Origin of the sequence: Chryseobacterium endalhagicum, assembly GCF_016745235.1 — a bacterium.
In the GTDB taxonomy this organism is placed as follows: Bacteria; Bacteroidota; Bacteroidia; order Flavobacteriales; family Weeksellaceae; genus Chryseobacterium; species Chryseobacterium endalhagicum.
In genome coordinates this window covers 462,634-478,799 of record NZ_JAELVM010000001.1, presented here as the reverse complement: position 1 = coordinate 478,799, position 16,166 = coordinate 462,634, and the positions used below count along the sequence as shown (strand labels likewise).

Below are 16,166 nucleotides of genomic sequence, written 5' to 3'. Positions count from 1 at the left end.
ACATACCAACATTAAAAACAGGCAACTATTATGAAAATGACGCGCTGACTCCTTTATTAAAAATTCTGAAATTTTTTTTGAACTATTCATTAACACTGTTAGGAAAAATAACGGAATTTATTAAAAGAACACTATTACTTAAATCTAACACTTCATTAAAAAAATTAAACCAACAATGAAAATACCTGGAAAAATAAGGTTTATTGTACTTATATCAAGTATTATCCTTTTGCAGAACTGTACCCAAGCAGCAGAAGGTTCCAATGCAGCACCGCCTGCTCCGGAACTTCCGGTTTACACCGTGATCACATCTCCAGCGACAACATATCAGGAATTCCCTACCGCACTGGAAGGTAAAAACAATGTAGAGATCAGATCTCAGGTAGACGGATACCTGGACAGGATCTATGTGGAAGAAGGTTCTTACGTAAGAGCCGGACAGCCATTATTTAAAATAGATTCAAGAGCGTATGGCGAGCAGGTGAATATGGCGCAGGCCAATCTTCAGGCTGCCAATGCCAATATTGAAAAAGCCAGAGTGGAAGTAGACAGACTTCAGCCACTGGTAGCCGCGAAAGTGGTTTCTGATGTACAGCTTAAAACAGCCAAAGCCAATTATGCTGCTGCCGTTGCTGCTTCATCACAAGCCAAAGCTTCCGTTGGAAATGCAAGAATCAACGTAGGATTCACCACCATTACAGCGCCGGTAAGCGGATACATCGGCAGAATTCCTTACAAAAAAGGAAGCCTGATTTCAAGAACAGATGTTAATCCATTGACCTTATTATCGGACATCAGCGAGATTTATGCGTATTTCTCTTTAAGCGAACTGGATTTTATTGCGTTTCAGAAGAAATATCCGGGAGCTACTTTAGATGAAAAGCTGAAAAATATGCCGATGGTAGATCTTGTGATCGCAGACAACAGCACTTATCCTGAAAAAGGAAAGATGAGCATTGTAGACGGCCAGTTTGATAAAACAACGGGAGCCATCAGTGTACGTGCTGTTTTCCCTAATGCACAGGGTGCTTTAAGAACCGGAAACACGGGAAGAGTGCGTATGCCTCAGATGCTTTCCAATGCCGTTGTCATTCCACAGGAATCTACATTCGAAATTCAGGATAAAACCTATGTGTACACATTAGGAAAGGACAACAAAGTAACCAGCAAACCGGTTAAAATCTCAGGAAAAACGGAAAGCTATTACTTTATTTCAGAAGGGATTGCTCCCGGAGAGAAAATCGTATACACCGGAATCGGGAGTCTGAAGGATGGTGCTTCTATCAAGCCGAAAGCCATTTCGTCTGACAGCCTGCTGAGAGCCAAGCCTTTGTAAGGACTCTGAATACGAACTATTTATAAGAACGGTTTAAGCTTATCAATTTTAACCACAAAAGTCATAAAAGCGTTTAAAAACTTTGGTTATTTAAGTGGAAATCAAATTGATACAGTTTTAAGCCTATAAAAAAATAAACTTCTTATGTTAAAACAATTTATAGAAAGACCGGTACTTTCAACGGTCATCTCCATCATACTGCTATTGCTGGGCGCCCTGTCGGTTTTCAACCTGCCGATTACGCTGTTCCCGGACATTGCACCGCCAAGTGTTCAGGTAACGGCCTTTTATCCGGGAGCGAACGCAGAAGTGGTAGCAAGATCAGTAGCAACGCCTATTGAAGAGGCTGTAAACGGGGTTGAGAACATGACGTACATGACCTCCAACTCAAGTAACGACGGTACTATGACCCTGAGTGTATTCTTCAAGCAGGGGTCAGATCCGGATAATGCTGCTGTAAACGTTCAGAACCGTGTATCCAAAGCCATGAGCCAGCTTCCTCAGGAGGTAGTTCAGGCCGGGATCTCCACACAGAAAGTACAGAACAGTATGATCATGTTCATGGGATTGTCCAGTGACGACCCTAAACAATATGACGAGCTTTTCCTGCAAAACTACCTTAAAATAAACATCATCCCGCAGATACAGCGTATTCCGGGGGTTGCTCAGGCTCAGGTTTTCGGAACTATGGATTATTCCATGAGAATCTGGCTGAAGCCGGACCGTCTGGCAGCCAATAATCTTTCTCCACAGGAAGTGATGGCAGCCATCAAAGACCATAACTTAGAAGCTGCCCCGGGACGTTTGGGACAGGGAAGTAAGGAAACTTACGAATATATTTTAAAGTATAAAGGTAAATTAAACCAAAACGGAGACTACGAAAATATTGCCATCAAAGCTAATAATGACGGTTCATTCCTGAGATTAAAAGATGTAGCAAGAGTAGAATTCGGTTCCTATACCTATACAGCAGCCAACAGGGTTGACGGAAAACCTGTAGCCGGGTTCGCTATTCTGCAGACTGCCGGTTCCAATGCCAACGACATTCTTACTGAGATTGAAAAGCAGGTGGATCAGTTTTCCACTACCCTTCCGAAAGGGGTGAAACCAATCATCATGTACAATTCCAAGGATTTCCTGGATGCGTCTATTCATCAGGTTGTTGAAACTTTGGTCATTGCATTTATCCTTGTATTTATTGTAGTGTATATTTTCCTTCAGGATTTCAGATCTACATTAATTCCTGCGATTGCGGTTCCGGTGGCCATTATCGGTACCTTCTTCTTCCTGCAGCTGTTTGGTTTCAGCATCAACATGTTGACGCTGTTCGCATTGGTGCTCGCCATTGGTATTGTAGTGGATGACGCCATCGTTGTGGTGGAAGCCGTCCATTCCAAGATGGAGCATACCGGAATGCCGGTAGAACAGGCTACCACAAATTCCATGAGTGAGATCTCCGGGGCCATTATTTCCATCACTCTGGTGATGTGTGCGGTATTTATTCCGGTTGGTTTCATGCAGGGACCTGCTGGCGTTTTCTACAGACAGTTTGCCTTCACATTGGTGATTGCCATTATGATCTCAGCCGTAAACGCATTGACATTGAGTCCTGCATTATGTGCCTTATTCCTGAATGATCCTCAGGGAGAACATGGAGAACACAGTCAGAAAAAAGGTTTTGGAGCGAAGTTTTTCAATGCGTTCAATGTGGCCTTTAATAATATGACGAGAAAATATATCTACAGTCTTAAATTTTTAATTAAAAACAAATGGGTTGCCGTAGGAGGTTTAGCACTCATCATTGCCGCAAGTGTTTTCTTAATTAAAAAAGCTCCTACAGGATTTATTCCAACGGAAGACCAGGGATTTGTTCTGTATGCAGTGAATACGCCTCCGGGAAGTTCCCTTGAAAGAACGAACAGAGCTACACAGCAGATCGATAAGATTGTAAAAAGTGAAAAAGCCATGAACCACCTTTGGGTAGCGGATGGAATGAACTTCATCAGTAATGCCAACGCTTCTCCTTATTCTGCAGGTTTTATTAAACTTAAAGATTATAAAGACCGCGGCGATATGAAGGATCCGGACCAGATTGCAGCCACGCTGACAGGAAAGGTTGCCCAGGTAAAAGATGCCAATGCATTCTTCTTCAACTTCCCTACCGTACAAGGTTTTGGTAACGTTTCCGGTTTTGAATTCATGCTTCAGGATAAAACCAACGGCTCTTTTGAGAAACTGGGAACAACTACTCAGGCCTTCATCGGGGAACTGATGAAACGTCCGGAAATTGCCTTTGCATTTACCACATATGCAGCAGGAAATCCACAGTATACCATTGATGTAGATACGGATAAAGCCAATCAGCTGGGCGTTTCGGTGACAGAACTGATGCAGACCATGCAGATTTATTACGGAAGCAGCTTCGTTTCAGATTTCAACAGATTTGGAAAGTACTACAGGGTAATGGCTCAGGCAGATATTCCTTACCGTACGGATGCCAATTCACTGGAAGGAATTTATGTTAAAAATAATGCAGGCGAAATGGTTCCTGTAAAGACTTTAGTGACTTTGAAAAGGACTTTCGGACCTGAAACCGTAACGAGAAATAACCTGTTCACGGCCGTTACCATTAACGGAACTCCAAAACCTGGTTACAGTACCGGAGATGCCATTAAAGCAGTGGAGGAAGTAGCAGCGAAATCGCTTCCAAGAGGTTTCGGATATGAATGGACCGGGATTACCCGTGAAGAGATCAAAACCGGCGGCCAGACTGCCTTTGTTTTCCTTTTAAGTATATTATTTGTGTATTTCCTTCTGGCAGCACAGTATGAAAGCTATATTCTTCCGTTCGCTGTTATTCTTACAGTTCCTACAGGGATTTTCGGGGTATTTGCTTTCACGGGATTAGCCGGAATTGACAATAATATTTACGTTCAGGTAGGTTTGATTATGCTTGTAGGCCTCCTCGCGAAGAATGCGATTCTGATTGTAGAGTTTGCCGTTCAGAGAAGAAAAGCCGGAAAAACATTGATTGAATCTGCGCTTCAGGCTTCAAGACTGCGTCTGAGACCTATCCTGATGACCTCATTTGCCTTCATCATCGGTATGCTTCCATTGGTTTGGACGCAGGGTGCAGCGGCAAAAGGGAACCACTCTATCGGGATCAGTACTGTAGGAGGGATGTTTACAGGAGTAGTATTCGGGATTTTCATTATTCCGGTTATGTATGTGATCTTCCAGTATCTGCATGAAAAAATGCCGAGCAGAAAAAAGAGAAGACTTCTGAAAAAACAACAGGAGGAACTTTTAACAGCCGCTCATTAATAAATAAAATGATGTACAAAACTTTGAGAATATTTTGAACCACAAAAGTCACAAAAGTTTTTAACACTTAAGCTATTTGAAGTTTTCTATTGGAATAAATAGAAGTTCACATAAGTTAAAAAAAAATCAGAGATTTTTATGCAGAATAATATACATAGAATCTGTGAAAATCTGTGGTCAAATTAAAATAAAGCAAAGCACTCTCCTACTAAAGACACTTTGTATAGCAACTTCTCAAAGTTTTTGTACTCAATTAAAAATTTATTCAAAAAAATTATGAAAAGAATAAAGAATATTTTTCTAACTTTTATATTGGCTGTGGCCTCGGTTTCGTGCGTGTCCAAACTGGCATACACGGAGCCGGACCTGCAGCTTCCGGAAAAGTTCCAGTATACCGCTACTGCTGATACAGCAAGCATCGCCAATCTGGAGTGGAAACAGTTTTTCAGCGATCCTATTCTACAGGGACTGATTGAAAAAGGAATTAAAAATAACTATGATCTTCAGATTGCTTTAAAACAGGTAGCTTCTTCTCAGGAGAAACTGAAACAGGCTAAATTTCTTCAATATCCTGACGTAGGTTTCGCTGTTTCTGCGCAGATTTCAAAACCTTCTGAAAACAGTATGAACGGGAAAAGCTTAAATTCATTTTTAGGCCAGAGCCACGTTGAAGATTATAATGCTGCCTTCAACCTTACATGGGAAGCGGATATCTGGGGGAAAATTAAAAACCAGCAGGAAGTTTCAAGAATGCAGTATCTGCAGACTTATGAAGCGACAAAAGCAGTACAGACACAGGTTGTAGCTGCGATTGCTCAGGGATACTATAATTTACTGATGCTTGACAAACAGATCCAGATCGCCAAATCTAATCTTGAATTAAGCACCAATACCCTTTCCATCACTGAAAAAATGTGGCAAAGCGGTGATACCACTTCTTTGGGAGTTCAGCAGGCTACCGCTCAGAAGCAGTCTACAGAACTTCTGATCACTCAGCTGGAGCAAAATATTGCCATCCAGGAAAATGCTTTAAGTATTCTTGTAGGTGAAAATCCAAATAAAGTTAACAGAACGATTGAAATGTCTGATACATCCCTTCCGCAGAATATTTCCGCAGGACTTCCCGCAGCGATGGTAAGCCGTCGTCCGGATGTCCGTCAGCAGGAACTTGTTCTGTTAGAATCCAATTCAATGGTGGGAATTGCTCAGGCTAATATGTATCCTGCCTTGAAAATTACAGCTAACGGTGGTGTGAATTCTTTCAAATTTGATAACTGGTTTCAGATTCCTGCGTCCCTGTTCGGATCTGTACTGGGAGGAATTACCCAGCCTATTTTCCAGAAAAGACAGTTGAAAACAGATCTGAATGTGGCTAAAATCCAAAGAGAGAAAAACGTTCTGGCTTTCCGTCAGTCCGTATTAAATGCAGTAGGTGAAGTTTCTGATGCCATGGTTTCCAATGAAAGCTTAAAAGTTCAGGAACAAAAAGCAGCAGAACAGGTAACCACCTTGAAAAACGGAATAAAAAGTGCCGAAATGCTTTACAAAGGCGGTATGGCCAATTATCTGGAAGTGATTACAGCTCAGGGAAATTCCCTGCAGGCTGAACTGAATCTTGCTTCCGTAAAAAGACAGAGACTGAGCAGCATTGTAGATCTTTACAGAGCGCTTGGCGGCGGTTGGAAGTAGTAAATTTAATTATATTGTTTTTAGTGCGGTCTCTGATTCAGGGACCGCATTTTTTAATAGAGCTCAGATTTACGGCGTACTTTGTCCAAACTTTTTCTGGACAGCAAACACTGATCCCGCGGCTGCAGAGTTTTTTGTAATAAATATATTGTCAAACTGCGTCTCACTGATTGTCACATTCAATGCATTATTACTCAATACTTTTACCATTTCAGGAACTGTATTGGAATGACCGACGATAACAACAACTTTTCCCTGGTTTTGTGCAAGAATATTGCTAATAAATAATTGGGTTGCAGCAAGAGTAGCAGCCGGCGTATATTCTTTAACAACAATTCCTTTACTCTCTGCCAGCGGCATGGCTGTCTGGCGTGTACGGTTGTATGGTGTGGTATAAATATGATCTATATGAACATTTCCCAGCAAACGTTTCAGTTCGTCCGCTCTCAGCTTACCGGCAGTGGTAAGATCAGGATCTGTTCCTGAATTTTCTTTTTCCGCATGACGCAGCAGAATGCATACCGTTTCTGTACTGCTGATTTCTGAAGGAAGGGGAATGCCTAATGGGTTTTCAGTATTCTGAACATTATTTACGATATTCTCCTTTTGAGTCTCCTGGCTGGAAGCTCTTTCACAGCTTGTGAAGATCATCAGAGGTATCAAACCCGATATAATTAGTTTTTTCATAATTCAATCGATTTAAATGGTTTTTGGAAATTGTCATATTTTCAAGACCAATTTAAATAAAAAAAAACGATAAAACTTTTTATTGAATTTTCTATTGATTCGAAATGGAAATAAATTCAATTAAATGGTCAAAATCTTCCTGTGAATAGCCTAATGGCAGATAATGAATGTCATCCGCTTTTCGGTACCACGTCAGCTGGCGTTTTGCATATCTCCGGCTGTTTTTCTTGATCTCAGAAACCGCAAAATCCAGGTCCCATTCTCCCTCAAAATATTTGAAAAGCTCTGAATAGCCCACGGTTTTCAGTGCAGTAAGATCTTTGAATTTTTCCAGACTTTCCGCTTCCGCGAGCAATCCTTTATCCATCATGATATCTACCCTTCTGTTGATCCGGTCATACAGCTCTTCTCTCGGTGCTTCAATTCCTATCCGGATCACATTGAAATCTCGGGAATCCTGCGAAACGGCGATCTGTTCGGAATATTTTTTATTCGTCTGCCAGATTACATCAATAGCGCGTAAAAGTCTTCTGTGATTGTGGAAATCCACCACTTCAAAATACTCGGGATCAAGTTCCTTTAAGAGGTCCTGGAGCTTTTCTATGCCTTCTTTATCAAAAATATCCTGAAGTTTTTTCTGATTGGCTTCATCGGCCTCAGGCAGATCATTCAGCCCTTCAATAACCGCCTTTTCGTACATCATACTTCCACCGACTAAAATAACGGTGTTGTGATTCATAAAAAGTTCGTTGAGTTTTTTCAGTGCATCTTCCTCATACTGCCCTATGGAATAATATTCCTGAACGGAAAGATTTCCGATAAAATGATGGGGAGCCTCTGCCAGCTCTTCTTCCGAAGGCGATGCGGTACCTATTTTCATTTCTTTAAAAAACTGACGGGAATCGCACGAAACAATTTCCGTCCCGAAATAATTCGCCAGATCAATGGCCAGTCTCGTTTTGCCTATTCCAGTGGGTCCTACAACAGAAATTAAATTTTTCATATGTAGTTTATCTATTGATTTTTTAAGGGTCATATGGAATCTTAAATCTTCATCATTAATTTGTGGTTTCCCAATCACTGCGATTTCACAGTGCTAATTTAAATGTTTATCTTTGTACAACAATAAAAAACTATGATTTTATCAATGACGGGATTCGGCAGGGCCGAAGGTGTTTTTGAAGGGAAAAAGATTTCGATAGATATTAAATCATTGAACAGTAAAAGCTTTGATTTAAATATCAAAGTACCATTGCGGTATAAAGAAAAAGAATTTGAGATCAGAAAAATTCTTAACGACAGAATTATCCGCGGAAAGGTAGACTGCTACATCAATCTGGAGAACCTTGAAGAATCGAACGATGTGAAAATCAACAAGAGTTTAATTGATTCCTATATCAATGAACTTCGCAATATCGCTTCAGACGGTCCGGACTTTGAATACCTGAAAATGGCGGTACGTCTTCCGGATGCCATCACTTCAAGACCCGACGAGCTTACCGAAGGAGAATGGGAATCTCTGGCAGCTATTGTTCACGCAGCTGTAGACCGTTTCATGGAATTCAGAAAAGCGGAAGGCAATATTTTACACGAAGAGCTGGCAAGAAATATCCAGAATATTGATCAGTATCTTTCCGAAGTTATTCCTTTTGAAGAAGAAAGAATCACTGCGGTAAAAGAGCGCTATAAGAAGTCTTTAAAAGAGTTTGAAAATGTAGACGAGACCCGTTTCTACCAGGAAATGGCTTATTTCACGGAGAAACTTGATATTGCAGAAGAAAAAGTACGCCTGACCCAGCATCTTAAATATTATCAGGAAGTAATGGACAATGAAGATTTTAACGGGAAAAAATTAGGTTTTATTTCCCAGGAAATCGGAAGAGAGATCAATACTTTAGGTTCAAAAGCCAATCATGCAGAAATCCAGAAACTGGTGGTCATGATGAAAGATGATTTGGAAAAAATAAAAGAGCAGACGTTAAACGTTTTGTAAAAGTTATAAGTTATCAATGATGAGTTATAAGTTTCTAGCCTCGTTTGCTGATGTATCAAATTAAAATAACTCATCATTCATAACTCATAATTCATAATTATTAATAAATGGATAAAGTTATTATATTTTCAGCACCGTCCGGTAGCGGAAAAACTACATTAGTAAAACATTCACTGGAAACATTTCCTGAACTGGCATTTTCCATCTCTTGTACAACAAGACAGCCCAGAGGAAGTGAAATGCATGCCGTGGACTATCATTTTCTGAGTCCCGATGAATTCAGACAGAAAATAGCGGAAGAGGCTTTTGTAGAATATGAAGAAGTATATACTGACAAATATTACGGTACTTTAAAATCTGAAGTGGAAAAAATCTGGAATCAGGGGAAAGTGGTGATCTTTGATGTGGATGTAAAAGGAGGAATTTCTTTAAAAAAATATTTTGGAGAAAAAGCCCTGTCTATTTTCATTGAACCACCTTCCATAGAAGAATTGGAACGAAGATTGATCTCCAGAAACACGGATGATGCAGAAACCATCAAAACACGAGTAGCAAAGGCAGGAGAAGAAATGACCTTTGCAAAAGAATTTGACAGGATCGTCATTAATACCGATCTTGATGAAGCAAAAAAAGAAATAGAAAGTTTAATAAAAAAGTTTATAGAAGAAGCTAGAAATTAGAAGTTAGTTGTACATTACACTTATTTAAGTAAGTTAATTTCTAACCTCTAACTTCTAATTTCTAACTTCTATAAACAAAAAAAAATTGAGGTTGATATGAGTACCGAAACATTAGAAAAAGCTAAATCTGCCATTCCTGTAAGAGGATTTCTGGATATAAAAGATATAGCGATCCCTCAAGGAGAAGAATTGGTAAAAGCCATTCTGAAACTTAAAGAAGAAAAAAATGCGGTGATTCTTGCCCATTATTACCAGCCTGGAGAAATTCAGGATATTGCAGATTTCCTGGGAGACTCTCTGCAGCTGGCAAGACAGGCTAAAGACACCAACGCAGACATGATTGTATTCTGCGGGGTACATTTCATGGCTGAAGCAGCTAAAATTCTGAACCCAACGAAAAAAGTAGTTCTTCCTGACACCATGGCAGGATGCTCTTTAGCAGACGGATGTTCAGGAGAAGGCCTGAGAAAGATGCGTGAACAGCACCCTAATGCTTTGATCGCCACATACATCAACTGTAACGCAGAAACCAAGGCAGAAAGCGACATCATCGTGACCAGCTCAAATGCTGAAACCGTAATCGAAGCATTACCAACGGACCGACCTATTATTTTCGCACCAGACAAAAACCTGGGAAGATATTTATCTAAGAAAACAGGTCGTGACATGATTCTTTGGGACGGAAGCTGTGTAGTACACGAAGCATTTTCTATGGAAAGAATTGCCCAACAGCTTGCAGACAATCCTGATGCAAAATTAATTGCCCATCCTGAAAGTGAGGAAGCGGTACTGAAATTAGCACACTTCATTGGTTCTACTTCTGCCCTGTTAAATTTTGTGGAAAAAGACGACTGTCAGAAATTCATCATTGCCACTGAGGAAGGAATTCTTCATGAAATGAGAAAACGTGCCCCTCACAAAGAACTTATTCCGGCTCTTGTTTTTGATGAAAGCTGTAACTGTTCAGAGTGTTTCTACATGAAACGCAATACCATGGAAAAATTATACCTGTGTATGAAATATGAACTTCCGGAAATCCTTATCGACGAAGAGCTTCGTTTAAGAGCTCTGAAACCGATTGAAGCTATGCTGGATCTTTCAAAAAGTATAAAGTAACAAAAAAGCACTGTTTTCACAGTGCTTTTTTTATTACATAGGTCCAAAGCAGAAATAATCTACTTTTACCCTTAATTTACAGCATTCAGGCAACGCATGAAAATCATCACATGATCTGGGATATTCCGGTCCTACGCCATACGGTCCGGGAGGACAGTTTTCAAAACAGTTATTTCCTCCGTTAATTGATTTTAAGCTTCCTCTGTCTAATTTCTTTCGATTTTTCATATTTATTTTAATTTGTTTGATAAATATAATACTTTAAACTTATTTTTCAAAAAATATATCACAGAAGACAGAATAAAACTTCATTTACTTATACATAGGAACATAGCAGGTTCCACCGGGTGTTCTCCAGCAGCCCCAGGCACCCCCGCCACGGAAACATACATAGGCAGCTCCACCACATGTTTCAATCTGAAACTCGGTAAATCCGCCACTGATCTTGCTTTTTTCTTCTCTCGAAAGTTTTTTCAAATTTTTCATATTAATTTTATTTGATACTGATCTAAGTTTAATTTATCAGACCATCGGAGGATAGCATGTACCGCCGGGTTTTCTCCAGCAGCCCCAGGCTCCACCACCTCTGAAACATACATAAGCGGCACCTCCGCATGTTTCAATCTGAAACTCGGTAAATCCGCCATTGATCTTACTTTTTTCTTCTCTTGAAAGTTTTTTTAAATTTTTCATAATGATTTTATTTTAATGTGTTTTCTTAAAGGTCTTAAAATTCACCGCCCCCTTCATTAACATGAAAGTCTTCGCAGTTTGCTGCTGAAGGAATACATATTTTTCCTTTTTCGCACCATTTGCGGTTCCTGCCGCAGTATATAGCAACCGGAACATCAATTCCTGCTGCTCCTTTTACTGTTTTCAGTTCTTCTCTCGAAAGCTTTTTAAATTTTTTCATATGATTGTTTTTAGTTTGTTAATTATATCCTGATATACATCTATTTATTCTTCTGTCGGAATTTTTCCACAATAAATTCCCTTTGGAATGCATTTTTGGAAGTATTCACACCAGTAATGCGTATAAATACAAACACATGGAAACGGTCCGCAATCTATACCCGCTCCCGCCACTGTTTTTAATTCTTCTCTTGTTATTTTTTTAAATTTTTTCATGATCTTTAGATTTGATTGTTCATTTTAATTTTTTACACTTACTAATCATATCATTAACAAATATGAACCGTAAACACTTCAAAACAAAGCCAGAATTAGCAGGCGTGACTAATTATTAAGTAAGTGCGTCCTTTTTAGTGATTTCTGTTGTTCACACAAAAAAGGACCCTCTTTTACAGACAGTCCTGATTATTCTGTTTCATAAATAATTTTAATATTTTCACAACAGATTCCTCGTCTTTAATACGATTTCCTAACCCTCAAGAACCGGACAGCTCCCTGGAATCGACGGATCATAAGGGTAAAGGTAAAAACAGACTTTACGGCCTCTCAAATCTGTACACTTGGCACAACCTGTTGGTCCGCAGTCAAGGTCAACAGCACAGCTGTCTCCCATTCCTCCGATAATACTTCTTAAATTTTCTCTGCTTAATTTTTTTGAATTTTTCATAGTAGTTTTAATTTTAAATTAAATTTTGATTGAACATTCACTCGTTATTAGTTCTCTAAATATAAGATTTTTAATCAATTACAGCAAATATTTCTCTTAAAAAGGAAATATATATTATCATGTTAAAAGTTGCCCGTTTCAAAATAATTTGTACATTTGTCACAGTCAACAATGAATTTTCTAAGAAACATATCAGCTATCTCTGCACCGGAATCACTTCTTCCGGACCTTTCTGCTGTTTCTATTTTCATGACTACAACTACAACAACTACCCCATAACGGGGTATATTTTCACATATTATTTCAGTCCCTGTACTCTTTTTTTTTAAAGAGTAAACATTTCATTTTATCCAACTTCAAATAAATAATAGATGAAAATCTTAAAATTCGGTGGTACCTCTGTTGCCAACGCCCGGAATATTCTTCTGGCAGAAAACATTCTTAAAAAAGAATCTTTACAGAGCAGAATAATTGTTGTAGTTTCAGCCCTGCACGGTGTCACAGACCACCTCATCAAAGCCGCAGAACATGCTTCTGTGAAAGATGAAAGTTATATCCCGGTCATCAAAAATCTGGAAGAAAAACACCTGGAACTCGTCAAAGAACTTATCCCTGTTTTAGCACAGAGTTCATGGCTGAGCTTCGTGAAAAAACATTTTAACGATATTGAAGATATCTACAATGGCATCTTTGTATTAGGTGAATTCACAGACAAAATCAGAGACAGGATCACATCATACGGAGAATTCCTTTCCTCCAATATCATTGCCGCCAGATTTCAGCACGAGGGATTGGATTGTCTTTGGATGAATTCCGCTGAGCAGATCAGAACGGACAGTAATTTCACCCATGCAAAAGTAGATTTCGAAGCTACTGATAAGAATCTGCAAAATTTTGCGGCCGATCATATCAATCAGATCATTGTAGCCCCAGGTTTTATTGCCAGGGACCCGCATGGAAATGCCACAACATTAGGCAGAGGCGGCTCAGATTATACCGCAGCCATCATTGCGGCAGCCCTTTCTGCTCAGGAACTTCAGATCTGGACGGATGTGAGCGGTATGATGACTGCCGATCCGAGACTGGCTTCCAATGCCAAGACCATCCCGGAAATCTCGTATCACGAAGCGATGGAACTTTCCCATTTCGGGGCTAAGGTTCTGTATCCGCCATCCATACAGCCTGTGATGGCGAAAAACATTGACCTTAAGATCAAAAACACTTTTGATCCGGATGCCCTGGGCACTTTGGTTTCCCACCGTTTAAAAATTTCGGAGGATGAAAACCAGGAAGCAGCAGCAGGAGTTTCGAATATGAGCCAGATTGCCCTACTTACTTTGGAAGGCAGCGGCATGGTGGGAATTCCCGGAACTTCCGCCAGGCTTTTCCAGTGTCTCAGCTATGAAAAAATAAATGTTATCCTTATTACTCAGGGATCTTCCGAGCACTCCATTACGATAGCCGTTAATGAAAAAGATGTGTATCATGCGGAAAGTGCGGTTAATGCATCATTTGCAGATGATATAAAACTGCAGAGAACAGCACCTGTAAAAATAGAAACCGGACTTTCCATTGTTGCGCTGGTAGGAGAAAATATGAAGAACAGAAGCGGTATCAGCTCCAAAATGTTCGGATGTCTGGGGAACAACGGGATTAATATCAGAGCCATTGCCCAGGGATCTTCGGAAAGAAACATCAGCATTGTAGTTTCAGAAAAAGACACTAAAAAAGCAGTCAACGTTCTGCATGAGGAGTTCTTTGAATCTGAAATCAAACAGGTACATCTTTATCTGTGCGGAACCGGAAATGTGGGCTCAAAACTTGTGGAGCAGATCTTTGAACAGAATGCCTATTTGCGGGAGAATAATCTGATCAATTTAAGAATCGCGGGACTTTCCAACAGCCGTAAAATGCTTTTTTCAGATCAGGGAATCTCTGAAAGCGATTATGAGAACTGGAGTGAAAAAGGGGTCCCTGCCTCTATTCACGAATTTGCGGAAGAAATTATTTCCAGGAATCTCAGGAATTCTGTTTTTATCGATATTACAGCCAGTTCAGAAGTTCCGGTAGTGTACGCAGGTCTTTTAAAAAGGAGTATTAATATTGTAGCCTGCAACAAAATCGCAGCATCTTCTGATTTTGAGATTTATAAAAATTTAAAAAACACAGCCCGTAATCACAGCTGCCGTTTTTATTTTGAAACTAATGTAGGCGCCGGACTTCCCGTCATCGGAACCATTAATGACCTCATCAAAAGCGGAGATAAAATCACTTCTATCCAGGCGGTTTTAAGCGGGACCCTGAATTTTGTTTTTAATAATTACGACGGCAGCAGAACATTTTCGGAAGTGGTGGCTCAGGCACAGAAAGAAGGTTTTACTGAACCGGACCCACGTCTTGATCTTACAGGAACCGATGTAGCCCGCAAAATTTTAATTTTAGCAAGAGAGGCCGGTTATGCACTTCAGTTTGAAGATATTCAGAATGAAAGTTTCCTGCCTTCAGCATGTCTCCACGGAAGTGTAGAAAACTTCTACGAAAAGCTTACCGAATATGAAGATCATTTTAAAAATTTATTGAATGACGCTCAAAAAAACGGCAAAATCTTAAAATACACTGCTGAATTTAAAGACGGAAAAGCTAAAGTAGGCCTTCAGCACGTAGCTCCCGACAGCGATCTGTACCACCTCTACGGCAAAGACAATATCGTCATCTTTAAAACACTGAGATATTCCGAGCAGCCGCTTGTAGTAAAAGGAGCCGGAGCAGGCGCTGAAGTCACTGCCAGTGGTGTTTTCGCAGATATTATACGTTCAGTTTAAATGTAAAATTATGAAAAGAATAAAAATAAAAGTTCCGGCTACCGTTGCCAATATGGTCTGCGGATTTGATATCCTGGGAATGGCTATTCATGAGCCTTATGATGAAATGGAAGTGAAATTAACGGACAGTCCCGAGATTATCATCAAACATGAAGACCACTTCGGGCTTCCGGAAGATCCTTCGAACAATGTAGCAGGTGTTGTGCTTCAGCACATTCAAAAGGATTTAAATCTTACCGCAGGTTTTGAAGTGACGATCCGTAAACATATCAAGCCGGGCAGCGGGCTCGGCTCCAGTGCGGCTAGCGCCGCCGGAGCCGCCTTTGGGGCCAATGTGTTACTGGGAAATATCTTGTCCAAACAGGAGCTCGTTCATTTTGCCATGTTCGGTGAAGAGCTTGCTTCAGGGGTACGCCACGCAGATAATATTGCACCGTGTATTTATGGAGGAATTACCCTTGTGAAATCCACGGCTCCTATTGATATTATTCCATTGAGCACTCCGGATCTGTTTGTGATTGCGGTACATCCGCAGGTGGAAGTCAAAACCTCGGATGCCAGACAGATCTTAAAGAAAAACATCCTGTTTAAAGACGCCATAGAGCAATGGGGAAATATCGCAGGGTTGGTTACGGGAATTCTTAAAAATGACATTCCTTTGATTGGAAGAAGCCTTAACGATGTGATTATAGAACCTGTAAGAAGCATCCTGATTCCAAAATTTGGAGAAATCAAGACAAAAAGTCTAAGGCTTGGCGCACTTGGGGGTGGAATTTCCGGTTCGGGACCTTCCATATTCATGCTGGCGAAAAAAAAGGAAACTGCAGAAAATATTGCCGGGATGATGAAATCTGTTTATGATGATATTGGGATTGAAAGTTTTGTGTATATATCAAAAATAAATCCTGTCGGGATCGAGATCGTTGAAAAAGAGTACTAA

At 40.1% G+C, this 16,166-nt stretch carries 16 protein-coding genes; 8 read left to right on the top strand and 8 right to left on the bottom strand.

Annotated features, from left to right (window positions below):
• The first annotated feature begins 175 nt into the window (after window positions 1-175).
• The 3 genes from JET18_RS02070 (at window position 176) to JET18_RS02060 (ending at window position 6,349) form a co-directional block, all read left to right on the top strand.
• On the top strand, window positions 176-1,336 hold the full coding sequence (locus JET18_RS02070) for an efflux RND transporter periplasmic adaptor subunit (protein ID WP_202088967.1): 1,161 nt from the start codon (window positions 176-178) through the stop codon (window positions 1,334-1,336).
• Window positions 1,337-1,480: 144 nt separating this feature from the next.
• Complete coding sequence (locus JET18_RS02065) at window positions 1,481-4,660, top strand: efflux RND transporter permease subunit (protein ID WP_202088966.1); 3,180 nt, start codon at window positions 1,481-1,483, stop codon at window positions 4,658-4,660.
• A 276-nt stretch (window positions 4,661-4,936) separates the two neighbouring features.
• The gene (locus JET18_RS02060; RefSeq protein ID WP_202088965.1) at window positions 4,937-6,349 is read left to right on the top strand and encodes an efflux transporter outer membrane subunit; all 1,413 of its coding nucleotides are present in this window, start codon (window positions 4,937-4,939) and stop codon (window positions 6,347-6,349) included.
• Window positions 6,350-6,418: 69 nt separating this feature from the next.
• On the opposite strand, the gene JET18_RS02055 is transcribed toward JET18_RS02060, so the two are convergent.
• Window positions 6,419-7,036, bottom strand: coding sequence for a SixA phosphatase family protein (locus tag JET18_RS02055; protein ID WP_202088964.1), 618 nt, complete (start codon window positions 7,034-7,036; stop codon window positions 6,419-6,421).
• A 91-nt stretch (window positions 7,037-7,127) separates the two neighbouring features.
• Window positions 7,128-8,039: a tRNA (adenosine(37)-N6)-dimethylallyltransferase MiaA gene (gene miaA, locus JET18_RS02050; RefSeq protein ID WP_202088963.1), complete on the bottom strand. Its 912-nt coding sequence runs from the start codon at window positions 8,037-8,039 to the stop codon at window positions 7,128-7,130.
• A gap of 132 nt (window positions 8,040-8,171) precedes the next feature.
• Between miaA and JET18_RS02045 the strand changes: the two genes are divergently transcribed.
• The 3 genes from JET18_RS02045 to nadA all read left to right on the top strand — a co-directional run bounded on the left by JET18_RS02045 (window position 8,172) and on the right by nadA (window position 10,825).
• Window positions 8,172-9,029: a YicC/YloC family endoribonuclease gene (locus tag JET18_RS02045; protein WP_202088962.1), complete on the top strand. Its 858-nt coding sequence runs from the start codon at window positions 8,172-8,174 to the stop codon at window positions 9,027-9,029.
• Window positions 9,030-9,136: 107 nt separating this feature from the next.
• The gene (gmk, locus tag JET18_RS02040; RefSeq protein ID WP_202088961.1) at window positions 9,137-9,709 is read left to right on the top strand and encodes a guanylate kinase; all 573 of its coding nucleotides are present in this window, start codon (window positions 9,137-9,139) and stop codon (window positions 9,707-9,709) included.
• 96 nt (window positions 9,710-9,805) lie between these two features.
• Window positions 9,806-10,825, top strand: a complete 1,020-nt coding sequence (nadA, locus tag JET18_RS02035) for a quinolinate synthase NadA (RefSeq protein WP_202088960.1) — start codon at window positions 9,806-9,808, stop codon at window positions 10,823-10,825.
• Between the two features lie 33 nt (window positions 10,826-10,858).
• Here the strand turns inward: nadA and JET18_RS02030 are convergent, their stop codons facing one another.
• The 6 genes from JET18_RS02030 to JET18_RS02005 form a co-directional block, all read right to left on the bottom strand.
• Window positions 10,859-11,053 (bottom strand): hypothetical protein, encoded by a 195-nt coding sequence (locus JET18_RS02030; protein ID WP_202088959.1) that lies wholly within the window; start codon window positions 11,051-11,053, stop codon window positions 10,859-10,861.
• Between the two features lie 84 nt (window positions 11,054-11,137).
• Entirely contained in the window at window positions 11,138-11,311 is a 174-nt protein-coding gene (locus JET18_RS02025; RefSeq protein WP_202088958.1) for a bacteriocin-like protein, read from the bottom strand.
• 36 nt (window positions 11,312-11,347) lie between these two features.
• Complete coding sequence (locus JET18_RS02020) at window positions 11,348-11,518, bottom strand: bacteriocin-like protein (RefSeq protein ID WP_202088956.1); 171 nt, start codon at window positions 11,516-11,518, stop codon at window positions 11,348-11,350.
• Between the two features lie 34 nt (window positions 11,519-11,552).
• Window positions 11,553-11,738, bottom strand: coding sequence for a bacteriocin-like protein (locus JET18_RS02015; protein ID WP_202088954.1), 186 nt, complete (start codon window positions 11,736-11,738; stop codon window positions 11,553-11,555).
• A gap of 44 nt (window positions 11,739-11,782) precedes the next feature.
• Window positions 11,783-11,953, bottom strand: coding sequence for a bacteriocin-like protein (locus JET18_RS02010; RefSeq protein ID WP_202088952.1), 171 nt, complete (start codon window positions 11,951-11,953; stop codon window positions 11,783-11,785).
• A gap of 253 nt (window positions 11,954-12,206) precedes the next feature.
• Entirely contained in the window at window positions 12,207-12,404 is a 198-nt protein-coding gene (locus JET18_RS02005; protein ID WP_202088950.1) for a bacteriocin-like protein, read from the bottom strand.
• Between the two features lie 371 nt (window positions 12,405-12,775).
• Between JET18_RS02005 and thrA the strand changes: the two genes are divergently transcribed.
• Together thrA and JET18_RS01995 are read left to right on the top strand one after the other, a co-directional pair.
• Window positions 12,776-15,226 (top strand): bifunctional aspartate kinase/homoserine dehydrogenase I, encoded by a 2,451-nt coding sequence (gene thrA, locus JET18_RS02000; protein WP_202088948.1) that lies wholly within the window; start codon window positions 12,776-12,778, stop codon window positions 15,224-15,226.
• Between the two features lie 10 nt (window positions 15,227-15,236).
• A complete protein-coding gene (locus tag JET18_RS01995; protein WP_202088946.1) occupies window positions 15,237-16,166 on the top strand; it encodes a homoserine kinase in 930 nt (309 codons plus the stop codon).

Excerpts from the sequence above, each read along its gene's own strand:
- JET18_RS02070 (WP_202088967.1), top strand. The coding sequence starts at position 176 with ATGAAAATACCTGGAAAAATAAGGTTTATTGTACTTATATCAAGTATT.
- JET18_RS02065 (WP_202088966.1), top strand. The coding sequence starts at position 1,481 with ATGTTAAAACAATTTATAGAAAGACCGGTACTTTCAACGGTCATCTCC.
- JET18_RS02060 (WP_202088965.1), top strand. The coding sequence starts at position 4,937 with ATGAAAAGAATAAAGAATATTTTTCTAACTTTTATATTGGCTGTGGCC.
- JET18_RS02055 (WP_202088964.1), bottom strand. The coding sequence starts at position 7,036 with ATGAAAAAACTAATTATATCGGGTTTGATACCTCTGATGATCTTCACA.
- miaA (WP_202088963.1), bottom strand. The coding sequence starts at position 8,039 with ATGAAAAATTTAATTTCTGTTGTAGGACCCACTGGAATAGGCAAAACG.
- JET18_RS02045 (WP_202088962.1), top strand. The coding sequence starts at position 8,172 with ATGATTTTATCAATGACGGGATTCGGCAGGGCCGAAGGTGTTTTTGAA.
- gmk (WP_202088961.1), top strand. The coding sequence starts at position 9,137 with ATGGATAAAGTTATTATATTTTCAGCACCGTCCGGTAGCGGAAAAACT.
- nadA (WP_202088960.1), top strand. The coding sequence starts at position 9,806 with ATGAGTACCGAAACATTAGAAAAAGCTAAATCTGCCATTCCTGTAAGA.
- JET18_RS02030 (WP_202088959.1), bottom strand. The coding sequence starts at position 11,053 with ATGAAAAATCGAAAGAAATTAGACAGAGGAAGCTTAAAATCAATTAAC.
- JET18_RS02025 (WP_202088958.1), bottom strand. The coding sequence starts at position 11,311 with ATGAAAAATTTGAAAAAACTTTCGAGAGAAGAAAAAAGCAAGATCAGT.
- JET18_RS02020 (WP_202088956.1), bottom strand. The coding sequence starts at position 11,518 with ATGAAAAATTTAAAAAAACTTTCAAGAGAAGAAAAAAGTAAGATCAAT.
- JET18_RS02015 (WP_202088954.1), bottom strand. The coding sequence starts at position 11,738 with ATGAAAAAATTTAAAAAGCTTTCGAGAGAAGAACTGAAAACAGTAAAA.
- JET18_RS02010 (WP_202088952.1), bottom strand. The coding sequence starts at position 11,953 with ATGAAAAAATTTAAAAAAATAACAAGAGAAGAATTAAAAACAGTGGCG.
- JET18_RS02005 (WP_202088950.1), bottom strand. The coding sequence starts at position 12,404 with ATGAAAAATTCAAAAAAATTAAGCAGAGAAAATTTAAGAAGTATTATC.
- thrA (WP_202088948.1), top strand. The coding sequence starts at position 12,776 with ATGAAAATCTTAAAATTCGGTGGTACCTCTGTTGCCAACGCCCGGAAT.
- JET18_RS01995 (WP_202088946.1), top strand. The coding sequence starts at position 15,237 with ATGAAAAGAATAAAAATAAAAGTTCCGGCTACCGTTGCCAATATGGTC.